This is a genomic window from Lactobacillus rodentium (assembly GCF_003423665.1).
GTDB classification, from domain to species: domain Bacteria; phylum Bacillota; class Bacilli; order Lactobacillales; family Lactobacillaceae; genus Lactobacillus; species Lactobacillus rodentium.
Window position 1 is genome coordinate 76,664 of the sequence record NZ_BFBY01000001.1, and the last position, 24,704, is coordinate 101,367.

A 24,704-nucleotide genomic window follows, 5' to 3' on the forward strand; every position below is an offset into this window, starting at 1 on the left:
TGTTAAATTTATTTTTTATTTATAGGAGGAACTCATGAAGTTCAAAAAGGCGTTAGCTGCAGCAGCTGTAGCTACTTTGGCTATGATAAGTTTATCTGCTTGTTCAAACAAGGGTGGCTCGAGTGATTCTAGTTCTACTAAGATTCCAACTAAAATTACTAAAAAGACCACAATTACTTTTTGGCATGGAATGCATGGTAGTCAAGAATCTACTTTAAAGCAATTAACTAAGGATTTCGAAAAAGAAAATCCAAATATTACCGTTAAACTTGAAAATCAAGGTAGTTATCAAGATTTACAATCTAAGCTCAATTCTACTTTGCAATCACCTAAGAATTTACCAACTATCACACAAGCATATCCTGGTTGGCTCATGGATGCCGCTGATAGCAAAATGTTAGTCAATATGACCCCATATATTAATAATTCTAAAATTGGCTGGGGTAGTGCTAAAAAGAGTGATATCCGCCAAGAACTTCTTGATGGGGCAAAAATTAACGACACTCAATATGGTATTCCATTTAACAAGTCAATTGACATGTTAACTTATAATAAAACTCTATTAGACAAATATGGTGTTAAAGTTCCAACAAATATGGCAGAATTGAAAAAAGCCTCAGAAACTATTTACAAGAAGAGTAACGGTAAAGTTGTTGGTGCTGGATTTGATTCACTTGCCAACTACTATGTTTTGGGAATGAAAGATAAAGGCATTAACTTTAGTAAAAAAATCAACTTTACTGGGACTGATTCTAAAGATGTAATTAATTATTATGCTCAAGGTATCAAGAAAGGATACTTTGAAACTGCAGGCTCTGCTGGTTATCTATCAGGTGATTTTTCTAACCAAAAGATAGCCATGTTTATTGGTACTTCTGCTGGTGAAAGCTATGTTAAAAAAGGTGTAGCCAATAAATTTGAATATGGTGTTGCTCCTCGACCATCAAAATACACAATGCAACAAGGAACGGATATTTATATGTTCAATCAAGGTAGTGCTGATCAAAAAGCCGCTGCATTTATGTACATTAAATACTTATTAGGAAAGAAACAACAATTAACTTGGGCTAATGCAACGGGGTATATTCCGGTACTTAACTCCGTAGCTAACTCAAAGGAATATAAAGACAATACTGATAGTAAAGTGCCGGGACAATTAGCTAAAGCAATGAAGCACTTATACAGTATTCCTGTAGTTAAGAATGGTAATGCTGCTTACAATGGTCTTTACCCAATTATGCAAAATATCTTTGCTCAAGCCAAGAAGGGGAAGAGTTGGAATTCAGCTATTGATCAAGGTAAGACTAAGTTCAATAGTAACTGGAATCAATAATAAATCTAACAAAAAAGAAGTAGAAATTTTCTACTTCTTTTTTTATTAGAATGATAAACAAATCAAAGCAATTAATGCTGGAAGCATTTGTACTAAGAATATTTTCTTTGTGGCAGTAAATCCGCCAAAATTTCCCGCAATCACTATAAAACCTAAAAGTAATTGCCAAACCACTAAAAGCCAATTAAAAGGAAAAATAAACCATACTAGGATAATTAAAAGTCCCAAAAGGCCATTATAAATTCCTTGATTTGCCATCGAAATTTTTGCGGGCTTTTGGGTAATAAATTTGATATCCATATCAAAAGATTTAGCTTGTAATTGTGAGTTGCCAAAAATTTCAAGAAAAGCGATGCCAATATGTTCGATTCCTACGAGGAATGTTATAATAATTCCAATTATTTGGAGTGTATTCATAAATGTACCTCTTTCTAATAATTTGCAAAAATTATTTTATAAAAATCATGCGCTTACTGCAAGAATAGGAGGATTCAAGTGAATTTTAACTTTAAAACAGTTGACCAGATGAATGGTAGAGAAATGTTTTGTGTTGAACGGTTACGTTTAGAAACATTTGTGACTGAACAAGAAATTACTTTACCTGAATTAGATGATCAGGATTTAAAGGCGATTCATGTTTTTCAATTAAATGAAAATAAGACTGATGCTTTAGCCACTTGTAGAATTTTTCAAGATAAACAAGGAAAGTGGATTTTAGGAAGAGTAGCAGTTTCTAAACAAGCACGAGGACAAGGATTAGGTAAGAAAATGTTAAAAGCTGTGCATAAATACCTAAAAGAAGAAAAGGGTGCGAATTCTATTTCTTGTCATGCTCAGCAATATGTACAAAAATTCTATGAATCTTTGGGGTATGAAATCCAGGGAGAAGTTTTTCAAGAAGCAAATATCGATCACATCATGATGATGAAAAAATTATAAATGAAAAGGACAGTTAGTTTTTTACTAACTGTCCTTTTCATTTTAACTAATTGTACTAGTTGTTGTGATTAGTGAAGTAACGGTAATCTTTACTTTTATCAAAAATTACACCACGTGCATTTTCACCATTAGATACACTAAATACTGCATCTGGGTATTTTTCTTTAACTTCATCTTCCATAATTGAACGCATCATGGCATTATTTGAAAGAACTGAACCGGTTAAGGCGATACGCATTGGTTTTGGATCTTCGTAACGATCTAAACAATTGATAATATCACGTGCTAAGAGGTGAGCTTGTTCTTGAATGATTTCGCGAGCTTCTTCATCACCATTATCAGCAAGTTTAGCAACTTCAACAGCATATGAAGCAACTTCAGGACTGGTTAATTCATAGAACTTAGCTGGAGCTTCATCCATACTATCTAAGTCCCAGATTTTTACAAAGAGATCAACTAATGAACTCTTTTCACGTTGGTCCCATTTAAGTAGAGCTGCTTGTAAAGCTGCCTTAGATATAGCATAACCACTACCTTCGTCTCCCAATTGAGAACCGTAACCACCAGTAGCAATTAATGATTCATTTTGGCGGCCGTTAACAACAGAACCGGTACCAGCAATAACTAATGCACCGTCTGCACCTTCAAGTCCATTGTATAAAGCTAAAAGTGAGTCAGTAATTGCTCTAGTTGGAATATTACCAACGTTTGAAGAAATAGTTGCAGCTACTTCAGGAGCATTTCCAACTACAGATAATCCAGCAATTCCTGCTAGGATTTTCATACAATCACCATTAATTTGATCTTTTAAGTTATTTATGGTGTCAGAAATATTTTTTATACCAAGTTCATAATTATTATTAATTTGACCTGGGCCACCTTCTGCGCGACCTAATTCTTTACCATTTTCATCGTAGGCGATAGCAGTGGAATGTGTACCACCGGCATCAATACCAATCATATATTTCAACATGTTATCTTGTCCTTACTTTTAAAATATTTAACTAGTTTATCATACTTTGCAGTAATTTCACATTGTGAGCGTATTCATTATATTACAAGCATAACGATTAGGTCTAATTTTTTTTGAGAATCCTACTAATATTTTTCTTTCAAAATGATAAAATAAAACAAGTATTTTAAGGAGTAAAATATGAAAAATAGAATTTTATTAGGATCACTCTTAGTTACATTTTTCAGTTTAACTTTTTATTTAACTGGAACCGCTAGATTTGAAAATGCTACATTAAAAATCTATGGAAATAAGGATGCTAAGGTTGCTACTCAGTCCACATTAAATGATAAAACAAACACCAACCTGACTCCTGATAGTTTAAAACGAACTAAAAATAGTAATAAAGCCTTATCCAAAGTAATCATAAAAAATGTTGATGATACTACAGCCCCAGTTCAAATAACTGCGGAAAATCTTAAGCACAGTGATCAATATGCAAATGTTAAAAATATAGACCAGGCTCAAGATGTTGGAGCTGTGTTGAAGCTCTTTATTTTAATTGCGTATGAAAAAGAAGGAAAAACTTCTCAAACGTTTAAAGTAACTAGTAGTGAAATAAAGGGAAATGATAATTCACTTCAAGCTGATACAGCTTATTCAGGAACATTTTTAAAAGATTTAATGATCCGGCAAAATAATAATGATGCCGCAAATGTTCTATTAAAGGCATTAGGTACTAAAAAAGTTAATCAAATTTCTCATTCAATTGGTGCAACTCATACAAAAATAACTGGTAAGTTTGGAGATGATAAAGTAGGTGTTACTACAGCTAGTGATTTAGAAATAGTAATGAAGAAACTTTATCAAGGTAAAATTAAAGATACAAATTCAGACAATCAAGTTTTAGGTCAATTATTGAATTTCCCTAATAAAGGGTTAGCTAGCCAAATAAACGGTACTGTTTATCGCATAAGTGATTCGCATGCCAGTGTAGCGTTAGTACAGTCAAATAATGGTCAAGTTTACATTATGAGTGGAATTAATCCAGATAATAGCTTTAACTTTGAAAAATTAGGAAGTGCTATTAATTCTTGGTATGAAAAAAATTGAGTTTAAAAAGTCTTTGCTAGCAAAGGCCTTTTTATTTGAATTTTTAAAAAACTACACTTTGTAAACAATAATCTACAAAATGTAGATTGTAATCTACAGTATGTAATGATATTCTATTTAAGAAAGAGGTGAAAATCATGGCACAAAAAAGAACCTTAGATCTAGAAAAGGTAATAAATAAAGCTACAGAAATTATTAATGAAAAGGGCTTAAGCGAGCTTACAATGCCAAAACTTGCCATGGCTTTGAACGTAAGATCACAATCCCTTTATCATTATGTTTCTAACCGAGACCAACTACTTTCACTAGTGTGTGCCGAACGTTTAAGAGTATTACGTAGACACCTAACAGAGAGTTTAATTGGGTATTCAGGTAATGATGCTTTATATCGGTTTGCAGATGAAACTCGTGATTTTTTACTCAATGATCGAACTGTTTCCAGTATTTTTTATAATGTTGACGAGTATATCAATAACAAATTAATTACTGATGAAATTAATAAGATAATTGATTTGGGAGAAAAATTATTAGATGTTGATAAGAAAAATACCGTCTCATTACATGGTCTGCTAGGAGCGGTTTTAGGTTATGTCTTCTTAGATCGTGCTGATCTGTTTAAAAATGAAGATAAAAAAAGTGCTGATGATAATTACCATGAATTGCTATCACGCTTAGTTGCATCGAATGAATGATAAGTAAGTGAAGCAAAAAAGTTAGGAAAGGAAAAATTTTATGAAAGGGTTTGTCAAAAATCACGTTGGTGCGTTAATCGCATGGATTGTAATCCTACTCGCAGCTGTTTTAACTTTGCCAAATGTTTCTGCATTGACAAGTGCTCACTCAGAAATAACTCTTCCCAATTATGTTCAAACATCTGTAGCAAAGAAAATTCAAAATCAGTGGGGACGCAATCAAGGTAATAGTTATACCGCGGGAGTTGTTTTTAATAGAAAAGGCGGAAAATTAACTACTGCTGATAAGGAACGAATTGATGATACGATTTCTTTCTTAAAAGATAATAAGAAAAAACTCGGTATTAAGACAATGATGACGCCTAATGATAATGAGGCGGCCAAATCTCAATTGGTTTCAAAAGATGGTACCACAGAAGTTATTCAGTTGACTCTATCTAAAAGTCATAAAACTGTCGGGGAAACTAACAAGGACTTAATTAAAGCAGTAAAGACTAAGGGATTAAGAACTTATGTAACTGGTGCAGAAATCCTTCAGGATGATTTTTCTTCATCTGTTCAAGAAGGAATAAAAAAGACTGAGATAATTTCTATTATCTTTATCTTTATTGTTTTGGTCCTAGTATTTAGGTCACCTATTGTCCCAATTATTTCGCTAATAACTGTAGGAGTTTCATTCTTTACTTCCTTCTCAATTGTTACGAATTTAGTACAACATGCTAACTTCCCATATTCAAACTTTACTCAAGTATTTATGGTCATTGTGCTATTTGGGATTGGTACTGACTATAATATCTTGCTATATAACAAGTTTAAAGAAAATCTTGGAAAAGGGATGAAGAAGTGGGAAGCTACGCGTAGTGCCCAACGTGAAGCAGGAAAAACGATTTTATATTCTGGCTCATCAATCTTGATTGGATTTTCTGCTTTAGGTTTAGCAAACTTTTCACTCTATCGTTCAGCAGCAGGAGTTGCAATTGGGGTAGCGGTTCTCTTAGTAGTTCTTTTGACCTTGAACCCATTTTTCATGGCAACTCTAGGCAAGAATATGTTTTGGCCAGTTAAAACGTTTAAGAGCGAAAATGATTCAAAATTATGGCATAGTCTTTCAAAAAACACTTTATTACATCCAATTGTTTATATTGTAATTATGGCAATTGTGACAGTGCCTTTCATGTTGCTCTATAATTCAGGTGCGTTGAATTATAACGATGCGGATGAAATTTCGGATTCTACGCCATCAAAACAAGGCCTACTGGTATTCCAAAAACATTTCTCAAAGGGGACTCCGGAGGCTTCTACTTTATACATTAAAGCCGACCATCCTTTAGATAATGAGAAAGATCTGAAGGTTATTGATCAAATTACTAAACAAATTCAAGATTATAAGGATGTTAAATTAGTTGCATCAGTTACAGAGCCAGCTGGTAAACCAATCAAGGCATTATATGTAAATGATCAACTTAAAACAGTTAATAGTGGGACTGTAGCGGCCAGAAATGGTTTAACCAGAGTTAGTGAAGGTACTAGTCAAATTGCTAGTGGTGCTACTTTATTACAAAATGGTGCGGGTCGTTTAGAAAGCGGAACACTCCAACTTAGAGATGGTGCTGTTCAACTTCAAAATGGTACTTATGTTTTAGTCAATGGTGCTAATACCTTACAAAATGGTACGCAACAATTGGCTAATGGCTTAAACTTAATGAGTGCTCAATTATCAAGTCAAATGAATGGTGCAACAGCTGCTCAATTAGCCCAATTACAACAAGGATTACCACAAATTAATGCTGGTATTCAACAATTAAATCAAGCATTAGGCAATTCGGAAAACGTTAATACTGAAGCCTTAACAAACAATTTAACTAATGTAGGTTCACAAGCTAAGATTATTGGTGATAATTTAACTGAAGCTGGTAATACCTTGCAAAATATGCAAGGAAGTTCACAACAGGCGCAAAGTGCTTTTGCAAGCGCAATGAATCAGGCTCAATTAACTGAGCAGCAAAAACAAGTGATGAGTGCTGCTTTAAGTCAAATTATGGCAAGTCAACAAAATAGTTTAAATTCCGTAGCTGGTAATCTTAAGGCTGCTGGAGATGCTGATCAGTCATTGGCAACTTCTATGACGAGTGTTGCTGGCACCATGCAAAACTTGCAAAGTATGTTGGGACAAGTAACTACCTTAAAGGCCTCTGTTAATCAGTTAGCTACTGCATCTAATGTGGCTCTTCCTGGCGCCAACCAAGCTTTAGATAAATTAAGTTCAGGTTTAACTCAAGTCCAAGGCGCTGTTGCTCAAAGTGCTAGTGGAGCTGAAGCTTTGAATACCGGAGCAGGTCAATTAGCTAGTGGCTTAAGCCAAGGTGCTGATGGAGCTGCGCAATTAAGTTCAGGAGCTGAAGCTTTGAATTCTGGTGCTAGTCAACTTGATAGTGGGTTAGGCCAAATTGCTACCAATGCTCCACTTTTAACTGATGGTGTTAATAAAGTTAATACAGGATTAGGAACAGCTCAAAATTACTTAACTGGTTTAGGTAATTCTGCCGCTGCTAAGACTTTCTACATTCCAGAAGATAAGATTCACTCAGATGATTTCCAGGAATCAATTGATAATTATATGTCTTCAAACTTAAAGGCAACTAAGTTTACAATTGTCTTTAAGATCAACCCAAGTTCAACTAAGGCAGCTAAAGAAGCTAATGAAATTAGTAAGATGGTTAAAAAGTCTGTGAAAGGAACAAGCTTAAGCAATTCAACAATTGCCATGGCTGGCCAATCAGAAAATATTTACGATACACAATCTGTCGCAAATTCAGACTTTATTAGAACAGCTGCAATAATGTTAATTGGTATTGGAATTGCTTTAATTTTCATTACTCGTTCAGTTTTGCAACCTATATTTATTTTGGGTACTTTGCTAATTGCCTACCTAGCTTCATTAGGTATCACACAAAAATTAATACCTGTAACTTTAGGTTCAGATTTAATGGCTTGGAATACACCATTCTTTACCTTCATCATGTTAGTTGCTTTAGGTGTTGACTATAGTATTTTCTTGATGATGCGTTATCGTGAATTAGGACAAGAGGATCCATCTTGGAGCCCAAGCGAAAGAATTTTGAAAGCAGCTAGCTTTATTGGTACAGTTGTAATTTCTGCAGCTATTATTTTAGGTGGTACCTTTGCTGCATTAATTCCATCTGGTGTTCCTACTTTAATTGAAGTAGCAATGGGAGTAATTATTGGTTTATTCTTGTTAGTATTCTTACTTCCAATTAATATGTCGGCTGTAGTTAAGATTACCTATGAAGGGCTTAGTCGCAAAAAAGGCAAACACTCTGAAAATTAGTCTTTAAAATAAAAAAGTTCGCATATAATGCGAACTTTTTTGGTATCAAGAGAATTATCATGTAAAATAATTCTAATAAGTAAAGTTTTAATGAAAGATAATTATGAAACAGAAATTACTTAAAACAGTATTAATTGGACTAGGTATCGTAGTAGCAATTAGTTTGCTTTACTTTTTGTACCAAGATTATCGCCCAGAAATTCAAATATTACTTCATCCAGAGCAAGGAGATATTAAAGAAAAATTACTAGTGCTTTTACGTCAACATGAAACACGAGATGTTTTATTCTTGATGGGGTTAATTGTAATCTTTAATGCAATTCCTGGACTTTCAAATTCAATATTTTGTATTTTAGCTGGTCTGTGCTATGGTCCATGGCTAGGCTTGCTAATTAATTGGTGTGGCAATATTTTGGGTAACACTATTATTTGCGTCTTAATTAATAAAATAAATTTTTCTCGTTCATTTAAAAAAAATCGGATTTTAACTTATTTAATGCATCAAAAGCATCCTGTCATTGGAATGACTATTGGTTTAATGATTCCAGTAATTCCTAGTATTTTGGTTGATTACACAGCAGTAAGATTAAAATTACCGGTAAAACATATTATCGGCATGATTGTAATTGGCATGTTTCCAACTTCATTTATTTATGCTTTTGGTGGAGATGCAATTTTTTCAGGAAATATTAAGCGAATTGCAACCGCGTTAGCAGGATTAATCATTTTAATTGTGGTTGCTTTGATTATTTTCCAACTTGCAAGTCATCATGAAAAATCAAGTTCAAAGTCTGCTTCATAAAGTTAAATCTTAAATAAAAGGACATACGCCTAATAAAGTAGCGTATGTCCTTTTGTAGTATTTTTAATCAAATTAATCTAACAAATCATATTTTAAGGTCATTAAACCATGGCCTTCTTTAACCATATTGCCAAGTAATTCAACGGTATTGTTATAAACCGTATCAGCCATTTTTTGGTTAGCGGCGTCAAGTTTATCTTGTAATTCATCACCAGAGAAGTTAACAGCTTCTTTGTCAGTATCATGTTGAATCTTATGACATTGGGCCAAAGATTTTTGCTCAAAATCTTCTTCTAAAGCTCCATAAACTCGGAAATTAGTGTCTCCTAATTGTGCAGTTAATTTGTTTAACCAAAAAATTTTATTCAAATCAAATTTTGGTCCAGTTTGAAAACTAGCTGGAGTAGTAGTGATATTAGTATAAAATGGTACCATACTGTTAAAAGTATTAGGGCCAAAGGCTAACCATTGAACACCAGCAATACCTGAAGGAACATCGTTTCTAATTTGTAAAATATGAGTTTCAAAATTACGGTTGATTCCAATTGGGCGGAAAGTTTTCTTTTGTTCAGGGGTACCTTGATCGCCGTAAGCGTCAAATGGCGTATCTTGATAGTGAGAACTCTCTAAGAATTTAATATCTTCAACACTTATTTTATGCTTAGGATAAGTAATAAAAGGTTGGTCTTGATCACCTGGTTGACCGTCAAAATCTGGATCAAAGTAGCGATGTACATACCATGCGCGTGGATTATTGTAGTGGGCATCTTTAATAGTTGAAGAACCAAAAATATGGCGTAAATTATATTGATTAGGTTCATCAGGATTTAGGTGATATTCTTCAATCAAATCTTGTAAATCGTTTGAAGCCATAAACCCTGGGGTTTCAAAGTAGAATTCGTCAATATTTAAACGATTGGGTGCGATTACATATGCATCATCAGGAATTCTACGAGCAGCCCAATGATGGCCACCAATGGTTTCTAAATACCAGATTTCATCTTTATCAGAAAAGGCCATTCCGTTCATTTCATAAGTACCATACTTTTCAAGCAGGTAACCAACACGTTCGACACCTTCTTGAGCAGAATGAATATAAGGCAGCGTTAAAGTTACAAAATCTTCTTCACCTAAACCGCCTTTTTCAAGTAAAGGATCAATGCCTTGGATTCTTGAATTAGTTGTAATAGTTTCAGTAGCAGTCATTGCTACATTATCACTGTTGATTCCAGCAGCTGCCCAAATACCATTTTCATTTGAAGCATCAGGAGCAGACGTGTAACGAAGCGGATCAGGTAAAAGATCACTGTCATCAATTTTTTGATGACTAATTACACTTTCGTAATGTTGTGGCTGATCATTGGGCATTACAACTTTGAAAGCCTCTGGAACAATAGTACGACCGCCGTCTTCACTACGCGCAATCATTGTTGAGCCATCAATACTTGCTTTTTTACCGACAAGAATAGTTGTACATTCAGTTTGTTTCATGGATTAAGTCCTTTCCGTGTTTATAATATTTAACTTAATTTAAAAGCTATTCTCTTTATTTCTATTATATTTAAAAAGAAAAAACATTGACACTAAAAAGAAGTAATGTATACTAAAATTAATAATTTAAAGGAGAACAATTATGAAGACGCAAGGTATTTCAACATTTATTAATAATCGTTGGCAAAACCGGTAATTCAGGTTCATCGACATGGATGTAACCTGAACTAATCAGATTACATCTGTGCCGGCTTAATTTGCGTATTCAATTTGGTCTGCATGGATAAACACATGCAGACTTTTTCTTTGGTATAATTTTTGAAAGTTAAAAGATAGGAGTCTCATGTGGGATTCCTATTTTTTGTTTGGAGGAATTATATGAAACGAATGTATAGCTTCATTGCAATTATTCTGATATTTTTAGGATTTGCCTACTTTCAAGAAAGTAAACCAGCTATTCAAAAAAATAAGGTGCCAGAGATTGGTGTTTTGACTTTAATGCATCATCCAGCCTTAGATGAAATTTACCGTGGCTTTTTGAATGAATTAAAAGCAGAAGGTTATCAGAACGGAAAAAATATAAAAATTAACTATCAAAATGCCAATGGAGATCAAAGTAATTTAAGAACGATGGCTTCTAAATTAGTAGATCAGAATAATGACATTTTGGTAGGAATTACCACACCAGCTGCCCAGGCATTAGCTAATGACACACAAACTACTCCCATAATTCTAGGAGGAATTACAGATCCACAAGGTGCAGGTTTAGTAAAAAGTAATAATCATCCAGGTAGTAATATTACGGGAGTTTCAGATGGGGCACCAATTGAGCAACAATTGCATTTAATTAAGGAATTTATGCCCAATTTAAAAACTTTGGGAGTTATCTATACTTCCAGTGATAATTCGGCAGTTTCTGAATACAAGAAAGTGGTAGCTGAATGTAAAAAGATGCATATCAATTTGAAGAGTTATTCGATTGCTAATAGTAATGATTTAAATCAGGTCTCAGTACAAATGTTCAGTCAAGTTGATGCCGTGATTGTACCTACCGATAATACAATTGCTGGAGCAATGGATACATTGGTTAAAAATGGTAATGCAGCCAATAAGCCGATCTTTCCAGCTGCTTCCACAATGGTTAAAGATGGGGGTGTAGCTACTTATAGTGTTAATCAATATGATTTAGGTAAAGAAACTGCCAAGATGACGATAGAGATTTTGAAAGGTAAGAAAAAAACAGCAACAACCCCGATTGCTCATATTACTAAAGGTGAACCAGTACTTAATCTGAAAGAAGCAAAAAAATTAGGACTTAAGGTTCCAACTAAATTTATGAATGAATGTAAAAGAAAAGGAGAAATTTACCGATGAATTTAATCGTCTCTTCAATTGGTCAAGGCCTTTTATGGGCTTTACTTGGACTTGGACTTTACTTAACTTTTAGAATTTTAAATTTTGCTGATATGACAGTAGAGGGAACATTCCCTCTTGGTGCAGCGGTAGCCGTAACGGCAATTTCTCGTGGAGTAGATCCATATATAGCTACTTTTTTGGCATTACTTGCAGGGATGACAGCTGGTTTAGTTACTGGACTTCTTTATACTAAGGGAAAAATTCCAGTTCTTTTAGCTGGGATCTTAACGATGACTGGAATTTATTCAGTTAATTTACGGATTATGGGAAAATCAAATATTTCTTTATTGGGAAAGAAAACTATTTTTTCTAATACTTTTTTAGAATCACTGCCACAGTATTTTGACAGTATTGTTGTCGGAATAATTGTTATCGCAATTATTACAATTTTACTGATTTTCTTTTTAAATACTGATTACGGTCAAGGTTTTATTGCGACCGGCGATAATCCAACTATGGCGCGCTCTATTGGAATTCATACAGATTCTATGGTAATTGTAGGCCTGATGGTTTCTAATGGGTTAGTTGCTGTATGTGGTAGTTTAATTGCGCAAAGTAATGGTTATGCTGATATCAATATGGGAATTGGAACAATTGTTATTGCATTAGCTTCAATTATTATTGGCGAAGTTGTTTTTGGTGAATTAAGTTTAAATCAGCGTTTAGTTGCCATTACTTTAGGAAGTATTATTTATCGTTTGATTTTACTTGCTGTACTTCAACTTGGCTTTTCAACTAATGATCTAAACTTAATCTCATCAATAGTTTTAGCAATTTGCATGATGATTCCCCAATTAGAAAATATGTTTCACCTAAAGAAAACATTTGTTAAAGGAGGGCGAGCTAATGACTAAACCGATTTTAGAATTAAATGATATTCACACTAATGTAACTACTGCTGATGGGCAATCAATTGAGATTCTAAAAGGATTAAACTTAAAGATTAATTCTGGAGATTTTATTACCGTAATCGGAACCAATGGAGCTGGTAAGTCTACTCTTTTTAATACTATAGCTGGTACTTTAAAACCTAATTCTGGTTCAATTTCTCATCTCGGCAATGATATTACTAAACTTTCAGAAGAAAAAAGAAGTAAATTTATTGCTCGGGTTTTTCAAGATCCTAAGCTAGGGACTGCTCCAAGAATGACGGTTGTAGAAAATATGTTATTAGCTACTAAACGCGGTGAACACCGATTTTTAATTCCAAGAAAATTAAAACAAAATTTACCTTATTTTGAAGAATTAGCAAAATCAATGAACAATGGTCTAGAGAATCGTTTAACTACTTTTGTTAGTAATCTATCTGGCGGACAAAGACAAGCCTTGAGTTTTTTAATGGCTACTTTGAAACGTCCAGATATATTATTATTAGATGAGCATACGGCTGCACTTGATCCACATACTAGTCAAAATCTTTTGGCAGCTACAGATGAGAGAATTCAAAAAGACAATTTAACGGCTCTAATGATTACTCATCACATGGAGGATGCTTTGAAGTATGGGAATCGTTTATTAGTCTTAAAGAGCGGACAAGTAGTTGCTGATTATAAAGAAGAGGAAAAGAAAAAATTACATTTAGAGGATTTATATAATTTTTTTGAGGATTAAAATTTGGGTTGGCTTGAAAAGCACAGTAAAAGATGCTATTCTAATTAAGTCGTAATATAATCTATGATCTGAAATATAGATCATGGCAAAGGAGTATGAAACAATGAAACAAGGCATTCATCCAGATTACCAAGAAGTTGTTTTCATGGACTCAGCAACTGGTGCTAAGTTCTTAGCTGGCTCAACTTTAAAGCCAACTGAAACAATTGATTATGAAGGTAAGACTTACCCATTAGTTCGTGTTGAAATTTCTTCAGATTCTCACCCATTCTACACTGGTAAGCAAAAGTTTGCTCAAGCAGATGGTCGTATCGAAAAATTCAACAAGAAATACGGTATGTCTTCAAAGAACTAATATTTCTTGGTTTTTACCAAAAGAGCAGTTCCTGTTTGGAACTGCTCTTTTTAACTTTATGAGGATTGTAATAATGATTAATTGGTGAGGATAGCCTACAATTACAAACTAAAGTATAATGAATAGCTAGATATGGAAATATAAGTCAGGAGCAAAGATAAATTATGAAAATGCAACTTGCAGAAATTGCTAATGCCTTAAATAGTGAAATCGATAAAGGCGATGATACGATAATAACATCGGTTGATTTTGATTCACGTAAAGTAGGTAAAAATGCATTATTTGTCCCCCTTGCTGGACAACGTGATGGTCATGATTTTGTAAATAGTGCGATTGCCAATGGCGCAGCGGCAACTTTATGGCAAAAGGGTCATCCTAATAAACCCGAAAATATTCCAGTAATTGAAGTAGATGATCCCTTAACAGCATTACAGGATTTAGCGCAATACTATTTAAACAAGGTCAATCCTACAGTTGTAGGTATTACTGGCTCAAATGGTAAAACTACTACTAAAGATATGGTTGCTGCAGTTTTGGCTAAACGTTTCAATGTTCATAAAACCCAAGCCAATTTTAATAATGAAATTGGTGTTCCAATTACTATTTTAGAGATGAAACCATCTACTGAAATTTTAGTTTTAGAAATGGGTATGGATCGTGCTGGACAATTGCATCACCTTAGTTCATTAGTAAAACCTGATGTTTGTGTAATTACTATGATCGGGGAAGCTCATATTGAATTTTTCGGTAGTCGTGACAAAATAGCCGATGCCAAGATGGAAATTACAGATTTTCTTAAGGAAGATGGTGAATTTATCTATAACGGTGATGAACCATTATTAAAACAAAGAGCAGCAAAAATTTCCCAAGAAAAGGCAACTTTTGGCTTTAAAGAAGATGATACGATTTATGCAATTGAGTGGCATAGCAAAATGCGTCAAACTGAATTTAAAATTCAAAATTCTAGTCAGGAATTCATTATTCCAATGATTGGTAAACATAATGTATCTAATGCAATGGCCGCAATCAGTGTAGGACGCCGCTTTGGTGAAAGTGATGAGGAAATTGCTCAAGCATTAGCTCATTTCACTCCAACTGCAAATAGGATGGAATGGGAAACTGGAGCTTTGGGTGAAGCAATAATGAGTGATATTTATAATTCAAACCCAACTGCTGTAAGTGCTGTAGTAACTGCTTTTGGCCAGGTAAAAGTTAAAAATAATGGTAAAAGAATTGCAGTTCTGGGAGATATGCTTGAATTAGGTAAGGAATCTCCTACACTTCATGCAGGGTTAGCTTCAGACTTAAATCCTGATATTATTAACGAAGTTTATTTATATGGTTCAGAAATGGAGAACCTATATAATGCATTAGTTGATAAGTATGATCCAAAGCATTTACATTATTATCCTACTGATAAGATGGATAACATGATTGAAGCTTTAAATAATGATATAAAACCTAATGATATTGTTGTCTTAAAAGGTTCTCATGGTATGCATCTTGAAAAAGTATTGCAACATCTCCTGTAGGAAGGAAAAATTAATTGAAATTTTCAGAATTAAATTTAAAACCCGAAATTTTAAAGGCGATTAAGAGAGCTGGATTTGAAGAAGCTACCCCAATTCAAGCACAAACAATCCCATTAGCTTTATCGGGTAAAGATGTAATTGGACAAGCACAGACGGGAACTGGAAAAACCGCTGCTTTTGGCTTGCCAATTTTACAAAACTTAGAAAAACAGCATGATACTATTCAAGCGATTATAATTGAACCTACTCGTGAGTTGGCTATTCAAACGCAAGAAGAATTATATCGTTTAGGTCGAGATGAAAACGCAAGAGTTCAAGTGGTATATGGTGGTGCCGATATTAGAAGACAAATTCGTGCGTTAAAACAAACACCAGCTGTTTTAGTTGGGACACCTGGTCGATTACTAGACCATTTAAAACGAGGAACTATTGATATTTCTAATGTCAAAACTATTGTACTTGACGAAGCAGATGAAATGCTTGATATGGGATTTATTCAAGATATTGAAAGTATTTTGAAATATGCTTCTAGCAAGCATCAAACTCTTTTATTTTCAGCTACCATGCCAAAGCCAATTATGCGAATAAGTGAAAAGTTTATGCATAATCCAGACATAGTTCAAATTAAGGGAAAAGAATTAACTGCCAACTTAATTGATCAATATTTTGTGCGTGCAAAAGAAAATGAAAAATTTGATATTCTTTGTCGTTTAATTGATGTCCAAAATCCAGCTTTAGCAGTTGTTTTTGGTAGAACTAAGCGACGCGTAGACGAATTAACACGCGGCTTACAAGCTCGTGGATACAATGCTGCCGGGATTCATGGGGATCTTTCTCAAAATAAAAGAATGAGTGTCTTGAAACGCTTCCGTAAGGGCCAATTAGACATCTTAGTTGCAACTGATGTAGCCGCACGTGGATTAGATATTTCTGGCGTGAGTCATGTTTATAATTATGATATTCCGCAAGATCCCGATTCTTACGTTCACCGAATTGGTAGAACAGGTCGTGCGGGTCAAAATGGGATGTCAGTTACTTTTGTAACACCAAATGAAATTGGCTACATGAAAGAAATTGAAAAATTAACTCGCAAACAAATGATGCCATTACGTCCACCATCTGATGAAGAGGCTTTCAAGGGTCAATTGAGTGCAGCAAACAAAAAAGTAGTTGAACTTTTAGAAGGGGATCTAAGCAAGTATACAGATGGGGCATCAAAATTACTAGATGATTATTCAGCAGTTGACTTAGTAGCGGCTTTACTTAAAGATCTTTCCAAAGATTCTGAAAGTATTAAAGTTAAAATCACACCCGAAAAGCCATTGCCATTTAAGGGTAAACATGGAAGTCATCGAGGCAATCGTCGTAGTAATCGTAGTCACAGTTCACATAATCGCAATCATAATTCTAATCGTCGCAATTCAAATAGTAGAGGCGGAAAAAGAAAGAGTAATCATGAGTTTGTGATTAAAAAAAAATAAAAAGAGTGCTTTAGGCACTCTTTTTATGTATTTTTGATATTAAAGGGAGGGAAAAATCATGATTCAAGGCATTGGAATAGACATTATTGATCTTGATCGAGTTAGAAAAATTCAGGCTCGGCGCGGTGATAGTTTTGCCAAAAAGGTATTAACAGAGAAAGAGTTTGACCAATATCAAGGCTATTCAGGGCAAAGACAAATTGAATATCTTGCTGGAAGATTTTCTGCTAAAGAATCTTTTTCCAAGGCTATGGGAACAGGTTTAGGTAAAAAGATTAATTTTAAAGATGTAGAAACTTTGCAGAATAAACTTGGTCAACCAATTATGACCTCGACAAAATTTAGTGGTAAAATCTTAGTCAGCATTTCTCATGAAAAAAACTATGCAATCACACAAGTGTTATTAGAGGAGATATAAAATGGTTCCTGCAATACATCGCCCAGCACAAATAAATGTTGACTTGGATGCAATAAAAACAAATGTTAAAAATGAAATTAAACGTTTAGATAATAACCAACAACTATGGGCCGTTGTAAAGGCCAATGCTTATGGTCATGGCGCAATTCCAGTAGCGCACGCGGCTTTAGAAGCGGGAGCAACTGGTTTTTGTGTAGCAACTCTTGATGAAGGCTTGCAATTAAGAGAATATGGTTTACCTAAGCCAATTTTAGTTTTGGGAATTGTTCCAACTCAATGGGCTCCATTGGCAGCACAAAAAAATATATCTTTGACAGTTGGAAGTTTAGAATGGCTTAAAAAAGCCGATAAAATTTTAACTGAAACTGGTCAAACTTTGAAAATTCATCTTGGAATTGATTCTGGTATGGGAAGAATTGGTTTTAGTGAAGATGATGAATTTAAAGCAGCTAATGTATTCTTACAAGATAACCCACATTTTGAAGTAGAAGGAATGTTTACTCACTTTTCTAAGGCTGATTCTGCAGATACTTCTTATTTAGATTATCAAGTTGACCGCTTTAACCATATGAAAGATTTGCTTACGGTTAAACCTAAATATATTCATATGGCAAATAGTGCTGCAGCCGTCTTTGATCGTAAGATAAAAACTGATATTGTACGTTATGGGGTAGCAATGTATGGCTTAAATCCATCCTCTGTACCAAATGGCAAAGACCTTGAATCCCATGTGGATTTGAAACCAGCCTTATCTTTTACTTCTGAATTAACTTTTGTAAAGAAAATTCATTCTGGCTATGGTGTAAGTTATGGGGCAACTTTTGTTGCTGATAAAGATCAGTGGATTGGTACAGTGCCAGTCGGCTATGCTGATGGCTGGCAAAGAAAAATGCAGGGCTTTAAAGTAAAAGTGGGTGAAGATTATTGTCCAATTGTAGGACGTGTCTGTATGGATCAATTTATGGTACTTTTACCTAAAGAAGTACCAGTTGGAACTAAAGTAGAATTAATTTCAGCTGATCCAAAGGCTCCTAATAATATTAAAGCGGTGGCTGATCAAGTAGATACAATTCACTATGAAATTGCTTGTTTATTATCAGATCGTTTACCTCGCGTTTATCAAAATTAAATACACAAAAAAAGACAGTCATATGACTGTCTTTTACTTTAAACTATTTATCCTAAGAATTCGCCAGGTTTTTCATCACTGCGAATAGTCATCCCTGATTGTAAATCTTCAATTTCAGCAACTACATAACCTTTACGTTCTAATTTTTTAACAATAGTTTCCATAGTTTGTCTTGAAACACCAATTGGCAAAGTAAATAAGTTTCGTCTTACTAGTTCCCCTTGCTTGGTATCTAAAGTAAGACAACCACCTAGGTTAGTGTACTTAGAAATTATTTTACTCATTTTAGCTAAATTACCACGACTATTATCTGATAATACGGTTAATACATAGGAACCAGATTTAATATTCCAAGCATCAGATAACATGTTTAAAAGACTGGAGTGAGTTAAAATACCGTAAAAATGGTTTTCTTCATCTAAAACAGCAATGTAAGGCAAGTCTTTAATATTGAAGAATACACGGAAGAATGGTGAATTAACCTTGATAGTCTTAGTTGCATTCTTTAATAAATAAGTAACTGGTAAGTTCATATCACCGCCTTGAGATTTATGACGGTAAATATGCATTTTATAAATATTACCTCTAAAGATTTTGCCACTATCATCGAGAATTGGTACACATCTGAATCCAGAATCTTCTAGTATCTTTAAAGCTTCAGCTAAAGTGGCTTTCTCATTGACAGTAGTTAAATAATCCTTCTTATATACAAGCGATTTAATTAGCATTGATTGCCTCCCATGATTTAAGTGTAATAAGTCATTAAAAGTATAGCATATAATCAGTAAAAACTTAAAGGATAATTAAAAATGCTCTATATCTAAATTTAAACTTAATTTTTGACAAAATAAAAATAGGCATTACTAGGTAATACCTATCTTCATTAATAAATAATTATTAAAAAATTATTGACGAGTCTTAACGCCGGTTTCTTCAAATGCTTTATCCATGACTTTCTTCAATTGGTCAGCTGAAGCAGTCATAAGTTCCTTTTCCTTGTCATTTAATGGCATTTCAATAATTTGTTCAATACCATGACGTCCAACAACAGCTGGAGTACCGATGTGGATATCATGAAGTCCATATTGACCATTCATTGGAACAGAAAGTGGAAGAACACGGTGTTCATTGTTCAAGATAGCTTTAGTAATGAATGCCAAAGCCGTACCGATACCATAGAAAGTAGCACCCTTTAAGTTAATGATCTTGTAAGCCATATCAGCAACTTCCTTGTGGATGGCTTCAAGTTTGTCTTCACCGACTTCTGGGTGGGCTTTTACCCAATCACTAACTTTTACACCACCAACATTGTTGTAGCTCCATGCAGGAAATTCGGTATCACCGTGTTCACCAAGCATGTAAGCATTAACTGAACGAGGGTCAACTTTTTCCATTTCACCGATAACTTTTTGTAAACGAGCTGAGTCAAGTGAAGTACCAGAACCGATGACACGATCTTCTGGGAAGCCAGACATTCTCCAAGTTGCATGAGTTAAAATATCAACAGGGTTAGCCGCTACTAAGAAAATACCATTAAAGCCAGATTCAACAATTGGTTCAACGATAGAGCTTAAAATCTTTAAGTTCTTGTTAACTAAGTCAAGGCGAGTTTCACCAGGCTTTTGAGGAGCACCAGCAGAAATCACAACTAAATCAGCGTCTTTGGCATCCTCATACTTTGCAGAATAAATATTCTTTGGTGCAGTCCATGGAAGAGCATCAGATAAGTCGATCGCATCACCCTTAGTACGATCTTCAATAATATCAACGATACCTAATTCTTGAGCAATACCCTGTTGTACAAGTGAAAAGGCATAGCTTGAACCTACGGCACCGTCACCAACAAGAATAATTTTGTGGATTTTTTCTTCTGACATGAGAAAAGCTTCCTTTCATGATAGATATTATGAATTTTTTCACATAAGGATTATAGCATGAGAGAGAAGTTGTTTTAAAGTAGAAGGCATTACGGTATATGCTATAATCAGTACACAAGTAAAGCAGTTAAGAGGAGAAAACAATGAAATTAATTACAGGTTTAGGTAATCCAGGTCAAAAATATGATCGTACTAAACATAATACTGGATTTATGGCCTTAGATAATTACTTAGATAAAAACAATTTAACTTTGAATAAAGATAAATTTGATGGTCTTTGGACTAAAGAAAAGATTAATGGTGAAGATGTAATTTTTCTTGAACCACAAACTTATATGAATGACTCAGGTAAATCGATTGCTCAAGTAGCTAATTTTTTCAAAATTGATCCGAAAGATATTCTTGTAATTCAGGATGACATGGACATGCCCATTGGAAAAATAAGAATTAGAGCTAATGGTAAATCTGGTGGTCATAACGGAATTAAGAGTATTATGGCTTGTCTAGGAACAAATAATTTTAATCGTCTAAAGATTGGTATTAAGCATCCTGAAAATGAAACTGTTGTTTCTTGGGTGTTAACTCCATTTAATGCTGATCAACAAAAACTAATGGACGCTGCCTTTACAACTAGTGAAGACATCATTGATGATTTTATTAGTGGTAAAGATGCTCAGTATTTGATGAATCGATACAATTAAAATGCAAGTTAGTGAAATAATAAATCAAGACAAAGATTTAAATAAATTTATTGATAATGTCCCTGATTCAAAAAAGTCTTTATTGACTGGAGTGAATCCAGGGGCTTTTAATGCTGTCTTAAAGCAATTTGTTAAAACTATTCGTCATCCAATATTGTTGGTAGAAGAAAATGAAGATCGCGCACAGAGAATCGCGAGTGACTTAGAAGCTGTAGTAGATGCACCAGTTGTATCTTTTCCAGTAGACAGTAGTCTGGCTACTCAAGCAGCAGTTGCATCACCGGATGAATTAAGTCAACGTTTAGAAGCACTTCAATTTCTCTTGAGTGATCGTCCGGGAATTGTAGTAGCAACTCCGCAGGCTCTACAATATAAGTTATCGAATCCAGAAGAATTTGCCAAAGCTTCACGAAGTTTAAAAATAGGTCAAGAAAATGACTTGAGTGATCTTACTAATTGGTTGATCCAATCTGGTTATCGTCGAGAAAGTTTGGTTGCACGACCAGGTGAATTTGCTCTACGCGGAGATATTTTAGATATTTACCCTTTAAGTCGAGAAAATCCAATTAGAATTGAATTCTTTGGGGATGAAATAGATACCATTAAAGAATTTGATGCTAGTAATCAAAGAAGTATTAAGGATTTAGATAGTGTTACTATTGGTTCGGCGCTAGATCGAATTTATGCAGTAACCGATTTGGAACGGGCTGCAAAAAATTTAAAAAAAGATATGGCTGAAAGTATTGCAGATCCTGAAAATGTTAAAAGTCATTTTGGAGTAGATCTTGATACTTTAGAACGTGGTGAATTACCTGAAAACAACGCTTTTTTAGTTGATTATTTGTTAGAAAAGCCGGCTTCAATTATTGATTATTTACCGACTGCTAGCGTGGTTATGTTTGATGATTGGAACCACATTAAGAAAAATGTTAGTGATGTGACTGCTCAAAATGAAGCCTTTATTTCGCAAGAAATAAAACTTGGTGGAATGTTAAATAGCCAAAGCTTACGGTTAGATTTTGATAAAGTCACTAGAAAAATTAAACAGCCACAAGTACTTTTTTCTTTATTCCAAAAAGGTACAGGTCGGATGAAATTCGATCAACTATTTAATTTTGTAAGTCGTGAACCTGAACAATTCTTTAGTCAAATGCCATTAATTAAGAGTGAATTGACCAGTTTTGCTAAAGAAAAAAATACTGTAATTTTACAAGCCGATAATGAACAGCGTAGCCATGAAATTCAACAAAATTTAGTTGATTATGGCTTAGATGTCCCAATCGTTGATAATGACCAGGTTAAAGAAAATGTAACGCAAATTATCGTAGGGTCGTATTCTAATGGTTTTACTTTACCGAACGTTAATTTGGTTTATTTGACTGAACGAGAATTATTTAATCAAAAGCCTAAGCGTAAAAAGCGTGTTAAAACACTTGAAAATGCCCAAAGATTGCGTAACTATACTGAATTAAAACCCGGCGATTATGTAGTTCATGTTAATCATGGGATTGGGCGCTTTGAAGGCATTAAAACGATGAAGGTTGATGGTAAGAATCGCGATTATATTACGATAACTTACCAACATCATGATCAATTGTTTATTCCGGCCGATCAATTAGGCTTAGTACAAAAATATGTTGGTTCTGAAGGAAAAGTTCCCCATATTAATAAATTAGGTGGTAGTGAATGGGCTAAGACTAAACGTAAAGTTCAAGCCAAAGTTGAAGATATTGCAGATGACTTAATTGAGTTATATGCAAAGCGTGAATCCGAAAAGGGATATGCTTTTAGTCCAGATGATGAATTACAAAGAGAATTTGAAGATGCCTTCCCTTATCCAGCAACTCCTGACCAGCAAAGGTCATTAAAGGAAATTAAAGCTGACATGGAAAGTCCAAGACCAATGGATCGGCTTTTAGTCGGGGATGTAGGTTTTGGTAAGACCGAAGTAGCCTTACGAGCAGCTTTTAAGGCGATGCAAGACGGTAAACAAGTGGCCTTTTTAGTGCCAACAACAATTTTGGCTCAGCAGCACTTTGAAACAATGCAAGATCGTTTTAAAAATTTTCCTGTTAATGTGGCTCTACTTTCAAGATTCCAAAGTGACAAAGAAGCAAAGCAGATAATTGCTGATTTAAAAGCGGGAAAAATTGATATGGTAGTGGGAACGCACCGTATTTTATCTAAAGATGTTAGTTTTAAGGACCTGGGCTTATTAATTGTTGATGAAGAGCAACGCTTTGGTGTTAAACATAAGGAACGTTTAAAAGAATTAAAATCTAATGTTGATGTTTTAACGTTAACTGCTACGCCAATCCCACGTACATTACACATGTCGATGGTTGGTGTACGTGATTTGTCAGTTATGGAAACTCCACCAGTTAACCGTTATCCAATTCAAACTTATGTAATGGAGGAAGTACCTAGTGTAGTTCGCGAAGCCGTTCTACGTGAAATGAAGCGTAATGGTCAGGTATTTTTCTTACACAACCGTATTGATGATATTGATAAGGTAGTTAGTCAATTACAAGAACTAATTCCTGAAGCAAGAATTGAATTTATTCATGGACGGATGAGCCAAAATCAATTAGAAGATATTATGTATCGTTTTGTAAATAATGAGTTTGATGTGTTGGTTACAACCACAATTATTGAAACTGGAGTTGATATGCCAAATGTTAATACTTTAATTGTTGAAAATGCGGATCATTATGGCTTGAGTCAGTTGTATCAATTACGTGGTCGTGTAGGACGTAGTGCGCGATTAGCTTATGGTTATTTCCTGTATCAACCAAATAAAGTTTTAACCGAAGTCGGAGAGAAACGTTTAAGTGCGATTAGAGACTTTACGGAATTAGGTTCTGGTTTTAAAATTGCCATGCGTGACTTGTCGATTAGAGGTGCCGGTAATATGCTCGGGTCACAGCAACACGGCTTTATTGATAGTGTTGGATATGATTTATATTCTCAAATGCTTGATGATGCTATTAAAGAACGTAAAGGACAAAAAACAGTGGTCAAAACTAATGCTGAAGTTAATTTTGACCTTGAAGCCTACATCCCTGATGAATATATTGCTGATCAAGAACAAAAAATTGAATTTTATAAGAAGATTAAAGCAATCCAAAGCAAAAAAGAAGCTGAAGAAATTGCTGATGAATTAATTGATCGATTTGGCGATTACCCAGTAGCGGTAGAAAACTTGCTCAATGTCTCTACGCTTAAATTAAATGCTGATCTAGCACAGGCGATTACAGTAGTACAAAAAGGACAAAAAATTCAGATTATTTTTGACAATAAGGCATCTCGAGAGCTAGAAGGACCTAACGTTTTTAAGGCGTTAGAACATGTTAATTTGCGTGCGCGTGTAAGTACAGATCAACATCAACGTTTAAATGTGATGTTAGAAGTACCAGATAAAATGTCTATGCGACAATTATTTAATGAAATGAATATTTTTTTATCAGCAGCGGCTGAGATTATTCAAAGATAAATTTGAGAGGTAAAGAGGTA

At 34.3% G+C, this 24,704-nt stretch carries 21 protein-coding genes; 16 read left to right on the top strand and 5 right to left on the bottom strand.

All coding sequences use genetic code 11. The annotated features are described in order from the left end of the window. The first annotated feature begins 34 nt into the window (after positions 1-34). Positions 35-1,333 (top strand): extracellular solute-binding protein, encoded by a 1,299-nt coding sequence (locus tag LrDSM24759_RS00385; RefSeq protein WP_117117366.1) that lies wholly within the window; start codon positions 35-37, stop codon positions 1,331-1,333. A gap of 45 nt (positions 1,334-1,378) precedes the next feature. On the opposite strand, the gene LrDSM24759_RS00390 is transcribed toward LrDSM24759_RS00385, so the two are convergent. Continuing rightward, positions 1,379-1,750: a DUF1304 domain-containing protein gene (locus LrDSM24759_RS00390; RefSeq protein WP_117117367.1), complete on the bottom strand. Its 372-nt coding sequence runs from the start codon at positions 1,748-1,750 to the stop codon at positions 1,379-1,381. A gap of 78 nt (positions 1,751-1,828) precedes the next feature. Here LrDSM24759_RS00390 and LrDSM24759_RS00395 point away from each other — a divergent pair, with 78 nt between their 5' ends. Continuing rightward, complete coding sequence (locus LrDSM24759_RS00395) at positions 1,829-2,272, top strand: GNAT family N-acetyltransferase (protein WP_245953315.1); 444 nt, start codon at positions 1,829-1,831, stop codon at positions 2,270-2,272. Between the two features lie 55 nt (positions 2,273-2,327). Here LrDSM24759_RS00395 and LrDSM24759_RS00400 read toward each other — a convergent pair whose 3' ends face one another. Next, positions 2,328-3,245, bottom strand: a complete 918-nt coding sequence (locus tag LrDSM24759_RS00400; protein ID WP_117117368.1) for an N-acetylglucosamine kinase — start codon at positions 3,243-3,245, stop codon at positions 2,328-2,330. Positions 3,246-3,425: 180 nt separating this feature from the next. Between LrDSM24759_RS00400 and LrDSM24759_RS00405 the strand changes: the two genes are divergently transcribed. The 4 genes from LrDSM24759_RS00405 to LrDSM24759_RS00420 all read left to right on the top strand — a co-directional run bounded on the left by LrDSM24759_RS00405 (position 3,426) and on the right by LrDSM24759_RS00420 (position 9,180). Next, on the top strand, positions 3,426-4,337 hold the full coding sequence (locus tag LrDSM24759_RS00405) for a serine hydrolase (protein WP_117117369.1): 912 nt from the start codon (positions 3,426-3,428) through the stop codon (positions 4,335-4,337). A gap of 137 nt (positions 4,338-4,474) precedes the next feature. Then, a complete protein-coding gene (locus tag LrDSM24759_RS00410) occupies positions 4,475-5,029 on the top strand; it encodes a TetR/AcrR family transcriptional regulator (RefSeq protein ID WP_117117370.1) in 555 nt (184 codons plus the stop codon). Between the two features lie 40 nt (positions 5,030-5,069). Continuing rightward, positions 5,070-8,378 carry an MMPL family transporter gene (locus LrDSM24759_RS00415; RefSeq protein WP_117117371.1) on the top strand — a complete coding sequence of 1,103 codons (3,309 nt, stop codon included), beginning with the start codon at positions 5,070-5,072 and terminating at the stop codon, positions 8,376-8,378. 103 nt (positions 8,379-8,481) lie between these two features. Further along, positions 8,482-9,180 (top strand): TVP38/TMEM64 family protein, encoded by a 699-nt coding sequence (locus tag LrDSM24759_RS00420; RefSeq protein WP_117117372.1) that lies wholly within the window; start codon positions 8,482-8,484, stop codon positions 9,178-9,180. A 72-nt stretch (positions 9,181-9,252) separates the two neighbouring features. Here LrDSM24759_RS00420 and LrDSM24759_RS00425 read toward each other — a convergent pair whose 3' ends face one another. Next, complete coding sequence (locus LrDSM24759_RS00425) at positions 9,253-10,671, bottom strand: C69 family dipeptidase (RefSeq protein ID WP_117117373.1); 1,419 nt, start codon at positions 10,669-10,671, stop codon at positions 9,253-9,255. A 378-nt stretch (positions 10,672-11,049) separates the two neighbouring features. On the opposite strand from LrDSM24759_RS00425, the gene trpX reads away from it, so the two are divergent. The 8 genes from trpX (at position 11,050) to alr (ending at position 18,613) form a co-directional block, all read left to right on the top strand. After that, the gene (trpX, locus tag LrDSM24759_RS00430) at positions 11,050-12,045 is read left to right on the top strand and encodes a tryptophan ABC transporter substrate-binding protein (protein WP_117117374.1); all 996 of its coding nucleotides are present in this window, start codon (positions 11,050-11,052) and stop codon (positions 12,043-12,045) included. Next, a complete protein-coding gene (locus LrDSM24759_RS00435; protein WP_117117375.1) occupies positions 12,042-12,941 on the top strand; it encodes an ABC transporter permease in 900 nt (299 codons plus the stop codon). The genes trpX and LrDSM24759_RS00435 overlap by 4 nt, the downstream gene beginning before the upstream one ends. After that, entirely contained in the window at positions 12,934-13,698 is a 765-nt protein-coding gene (locus LrDSM24759_RS00440) for an ABC transporter ATP-binding protein (protein WP_117117376.1), read from the top strand. Before LrDSM24759_RS00435 ends, LrDSM24759_RS00440 begins: the two co-directional genes overlap by 8 nt. 103 nt (positions 13,699-13,801) lie before the next feature. Next, on the top strand, positions 13,802-14,053 hold the full coding sequence (locus LrDSM24759_RS00445; RefSeq protein WP_117117377.1) for a type B 50S ribosomal protein L31: 252 nt from the start codon (positions 13,802-13,804) through the stop codon (positions 14,051-14,053). Between the two features lie 164 nt (positions 14,054-14,217). Then, positions 14,218-15,585: a UDP-N-acetylmuramoyl-tripeptide--D-alanyl-D-alanine ligase gene (locus LrDSM24759_RS00450; protein WP_117117379.1), complete on the top strand. Its 1,368-nt coding sequence runs from the start codon at positions 14,218-14,220 to the stop codon at positions 15,583-15,585. A 14-nt stretch (positions 15,586-15,599) separates the two neighbouring features. Next, positions 15,600-17,066, top strand: a complete 1,467-nt coding sequence (gene cshA / locus LrDSM24759_RS00455) for a degradosome RNA helicase CshA (protein WP_117117380.1) — start codon at positions 15,600-15,602, stop codon at positions 17,064-17,066. A 58-nt stretch (positions 17,067-17,124) separates the two neighbouring features. Then, on the top strand, positions 17,125-17,484 hold the full coding sequence (gene acpS / locus LrDSM24759_RS00460; protein WP_117117382.1) for a holo-ACP synthase: 360 nt from the start codon (positions 17,125-17,127) through the stop codon (positions 17,482-17,484). A gap of 1 nt (position 17,485) precedes the next feature. Next, entirely contained in the window at positions 17,486-18,613 is a 1,128-nt protein-coding gene (alr, locus tag LrDSM24759_RS00465) for an alanine racemase (protein WP_117117384.1), read from the top strand. 47 nt (positions 18,614-18,660) lie between these two features. Here alr and cbpA read toward each other — a convergent pair whose 3' ends face one another. Both cbpA and LrDSM24759_RS00475 read right to left on the bottom strand, forming a co-directional pair. Further along, positions 18,661-19,341 (bottom strand): cyclic di-AMP binding protein CbpA, encoded by a 681-nt coding sequence (gene cbpA / locus LrDSM24759_RS00470; protein WP_117117386.1) that lies wholly within the window; start codon positions 19,339-19,341, stop codon positions 18,661-18,663. 177 nt (positions 19,342-19,518) lie between these two features. Beyond that, the gene (locus LrDSM24759_RS00475) at positions 19,519-20,490 is read right to left on the bottom strand and encodes an L-lactate dehydrogenase (RefSeq protein WP_117117388.1); all 972 of its coding nucleotides are present in this window, start codon (positions 20,488-20,490) and stop codon (positions 19,519-19,521) included. Between the two features lie 143 nt (positions 20,491-20,633). Between LrDSM24759_RS00475 and pth the strand changes: the two genes are divergently transcribed. After that, complete coding sequence (gene pth, locus LrDSM24759_RS00480) at positions 20,634-21,191, top strand: aminoacyl-tRNA hydrolase (protein ID WP_117117390.1); 558 nt, start codon at positions 20,634-20,636, stop codon at positions 21,189-21,191. A 1-nt stretch (position 21,192) separates the two neighbouring features. After that, positions 21,193-24,684: a transcription-repair coupling factor gene (mfd, locus tag LrDSM24759_RS00485; RefSeq protein WP_117117392.1), complete on the top strand. Its 3,492-nt coding sequence runs from the start codon at positions 21,193-21,195 to the stop codon at positions 24,682-24,684. The last annotated feature ends 20 nt before the right edge of the window (positions 24,685-24,704 follow it).

Excerpts from the sequence above, each read along its gene's own strand:
- LrDSM24759_RS00445 (WP_117117377.1), top strand. The coding sequence starts at position 13,802 with ATGAAACAAGGCATTCATCCAGATTACCAAGAAGTTGTTTTCATGGAC.
- LrDSM24759_RS00435 (WP_117117375.1), top strand. The coding sequence starts at position 12,042 with ATGAATTTAATCGTCTCTTCAATTGGTCAAGGCCTTTTATGGGCTTTA.
- LrDSM24759_RS00400 (WP_117117368.1), bottom strand. The coding sequence starts at position 3,245 with ATGTTGAAATATATGATTGGTATTGATGCCGGTGGTACACATTCCACT.
- LrDSM24759_RS00410 (WP_117117370.1), top strand. The coding sequence starts at position 4,475 with ATGGCACAAAAAAGAACCTTAGATCTAGAAAAGGTAATAAATAAAGCT.
- trpX (WP_117117374.1), top strand. The coding sequence starts at position 11,050 with ATGAAACGAATGTATAGCTTCATTGCAATTATTCTGATATTTTTAGGA.
- cbpA (WP_117117386.1), bottom strand. The coding sequence starts at position 19,341 with ATGCTAATTAAATCGCTTGTATATAAGAAGGATTATTTAACTACTGTC.
- LrDSM24759_RS00475 (WP_117117388.1), bottom strand. The coding sequence starts at position 20,490 with ATGTCAGAAGAAAAAATCCACAAAATTATTCTTGTTGGTGACGGTGCC.
- alr (WP_117117384.1), top strand. The coding sequence starts at position 17,486 with ATGGTTCCTGCAATACATCGCCCAGCACAAATAAATGTTGACTTGGAT.
- LrDSM24759_RS00405 (WP_117117369.1), top strand. The coding sequence starts at position 3,426 with ATGAAAAATAGAATTTTATTAGGATCACTCTTAGTTACATTTTTCAGT.
- LrDSM24759_RS00440 (WP_117117376.1), top strand. The coding sequence starts at position 12,934 with ATGACTAAACCGATTTTAGAATTAAATGATATTCACACTAATGTAACT.
- LrDSM24759_RS00425 (WP_117117373.1), bottom strand. The coding sequence starts at position 10,671 with ATGAAACAAACTGAATGTACAACTATTCTTGTCGGTAAAAAAGCAAGT.
- mfd (WP_117117392.1), top strand. The coding sequence starts at position 21,193 with ATGCAAGTTAGTGAAATAATAAATCAAGACAAAGATTTAAATAAATTT.
- acpS (WP_117117382.1), top strand. The coding sequence starts at position 17,125 with ATGATTCAAGGCATTGGAATAGACATTATTGATCTTGATCGAGTTAGA.
- pth (WP_117117390.1), top strand. The coding sequence starts at position 20,634 with ATGAAATTAATTACAGGTTTAGGTAATCCAGGTCAAAAATATGATCGT.
- LrDSM24759_RS00390 (WP_117117367.1), bottom strand. The coding sequence starts at position 1,750 with ATGAATACACTCCAAATAATTGGAATTATTATAACATTCCTCGTAGGA.
- LrDSM24759_RS00450 (WP_117117379.1), top strand. The coding sequence starts at position 14,218 with ATGAAAATGCAACTTGCAGAAATTGCTAATGCCTTAAATAGTGAAATC.
- LrDSM24759_RS00420 (WP_117117372.1), top strand. The coding sequence starts at position 8,482 with ATGAAACAGAAATTACTTAAAACAGTATTAATTGGACTAGGTATCGTA.
- LrDSM24759_RS00385 (WP_117117366.1), top strand. The coding sequence starts at position 35 with ATGAAGTTCAAAAAGGCGTTAGCTGCAGCAGCTGTAGCTACTTTGGCT.
- LrDSM24759_RS00415 (WP_117117371.1), top strand. The coding sequence starts at position 5,070 with ATGAAAGGGTTTGTCAAAAATCACGTTGGTGCGTTAATCGCATGGATT.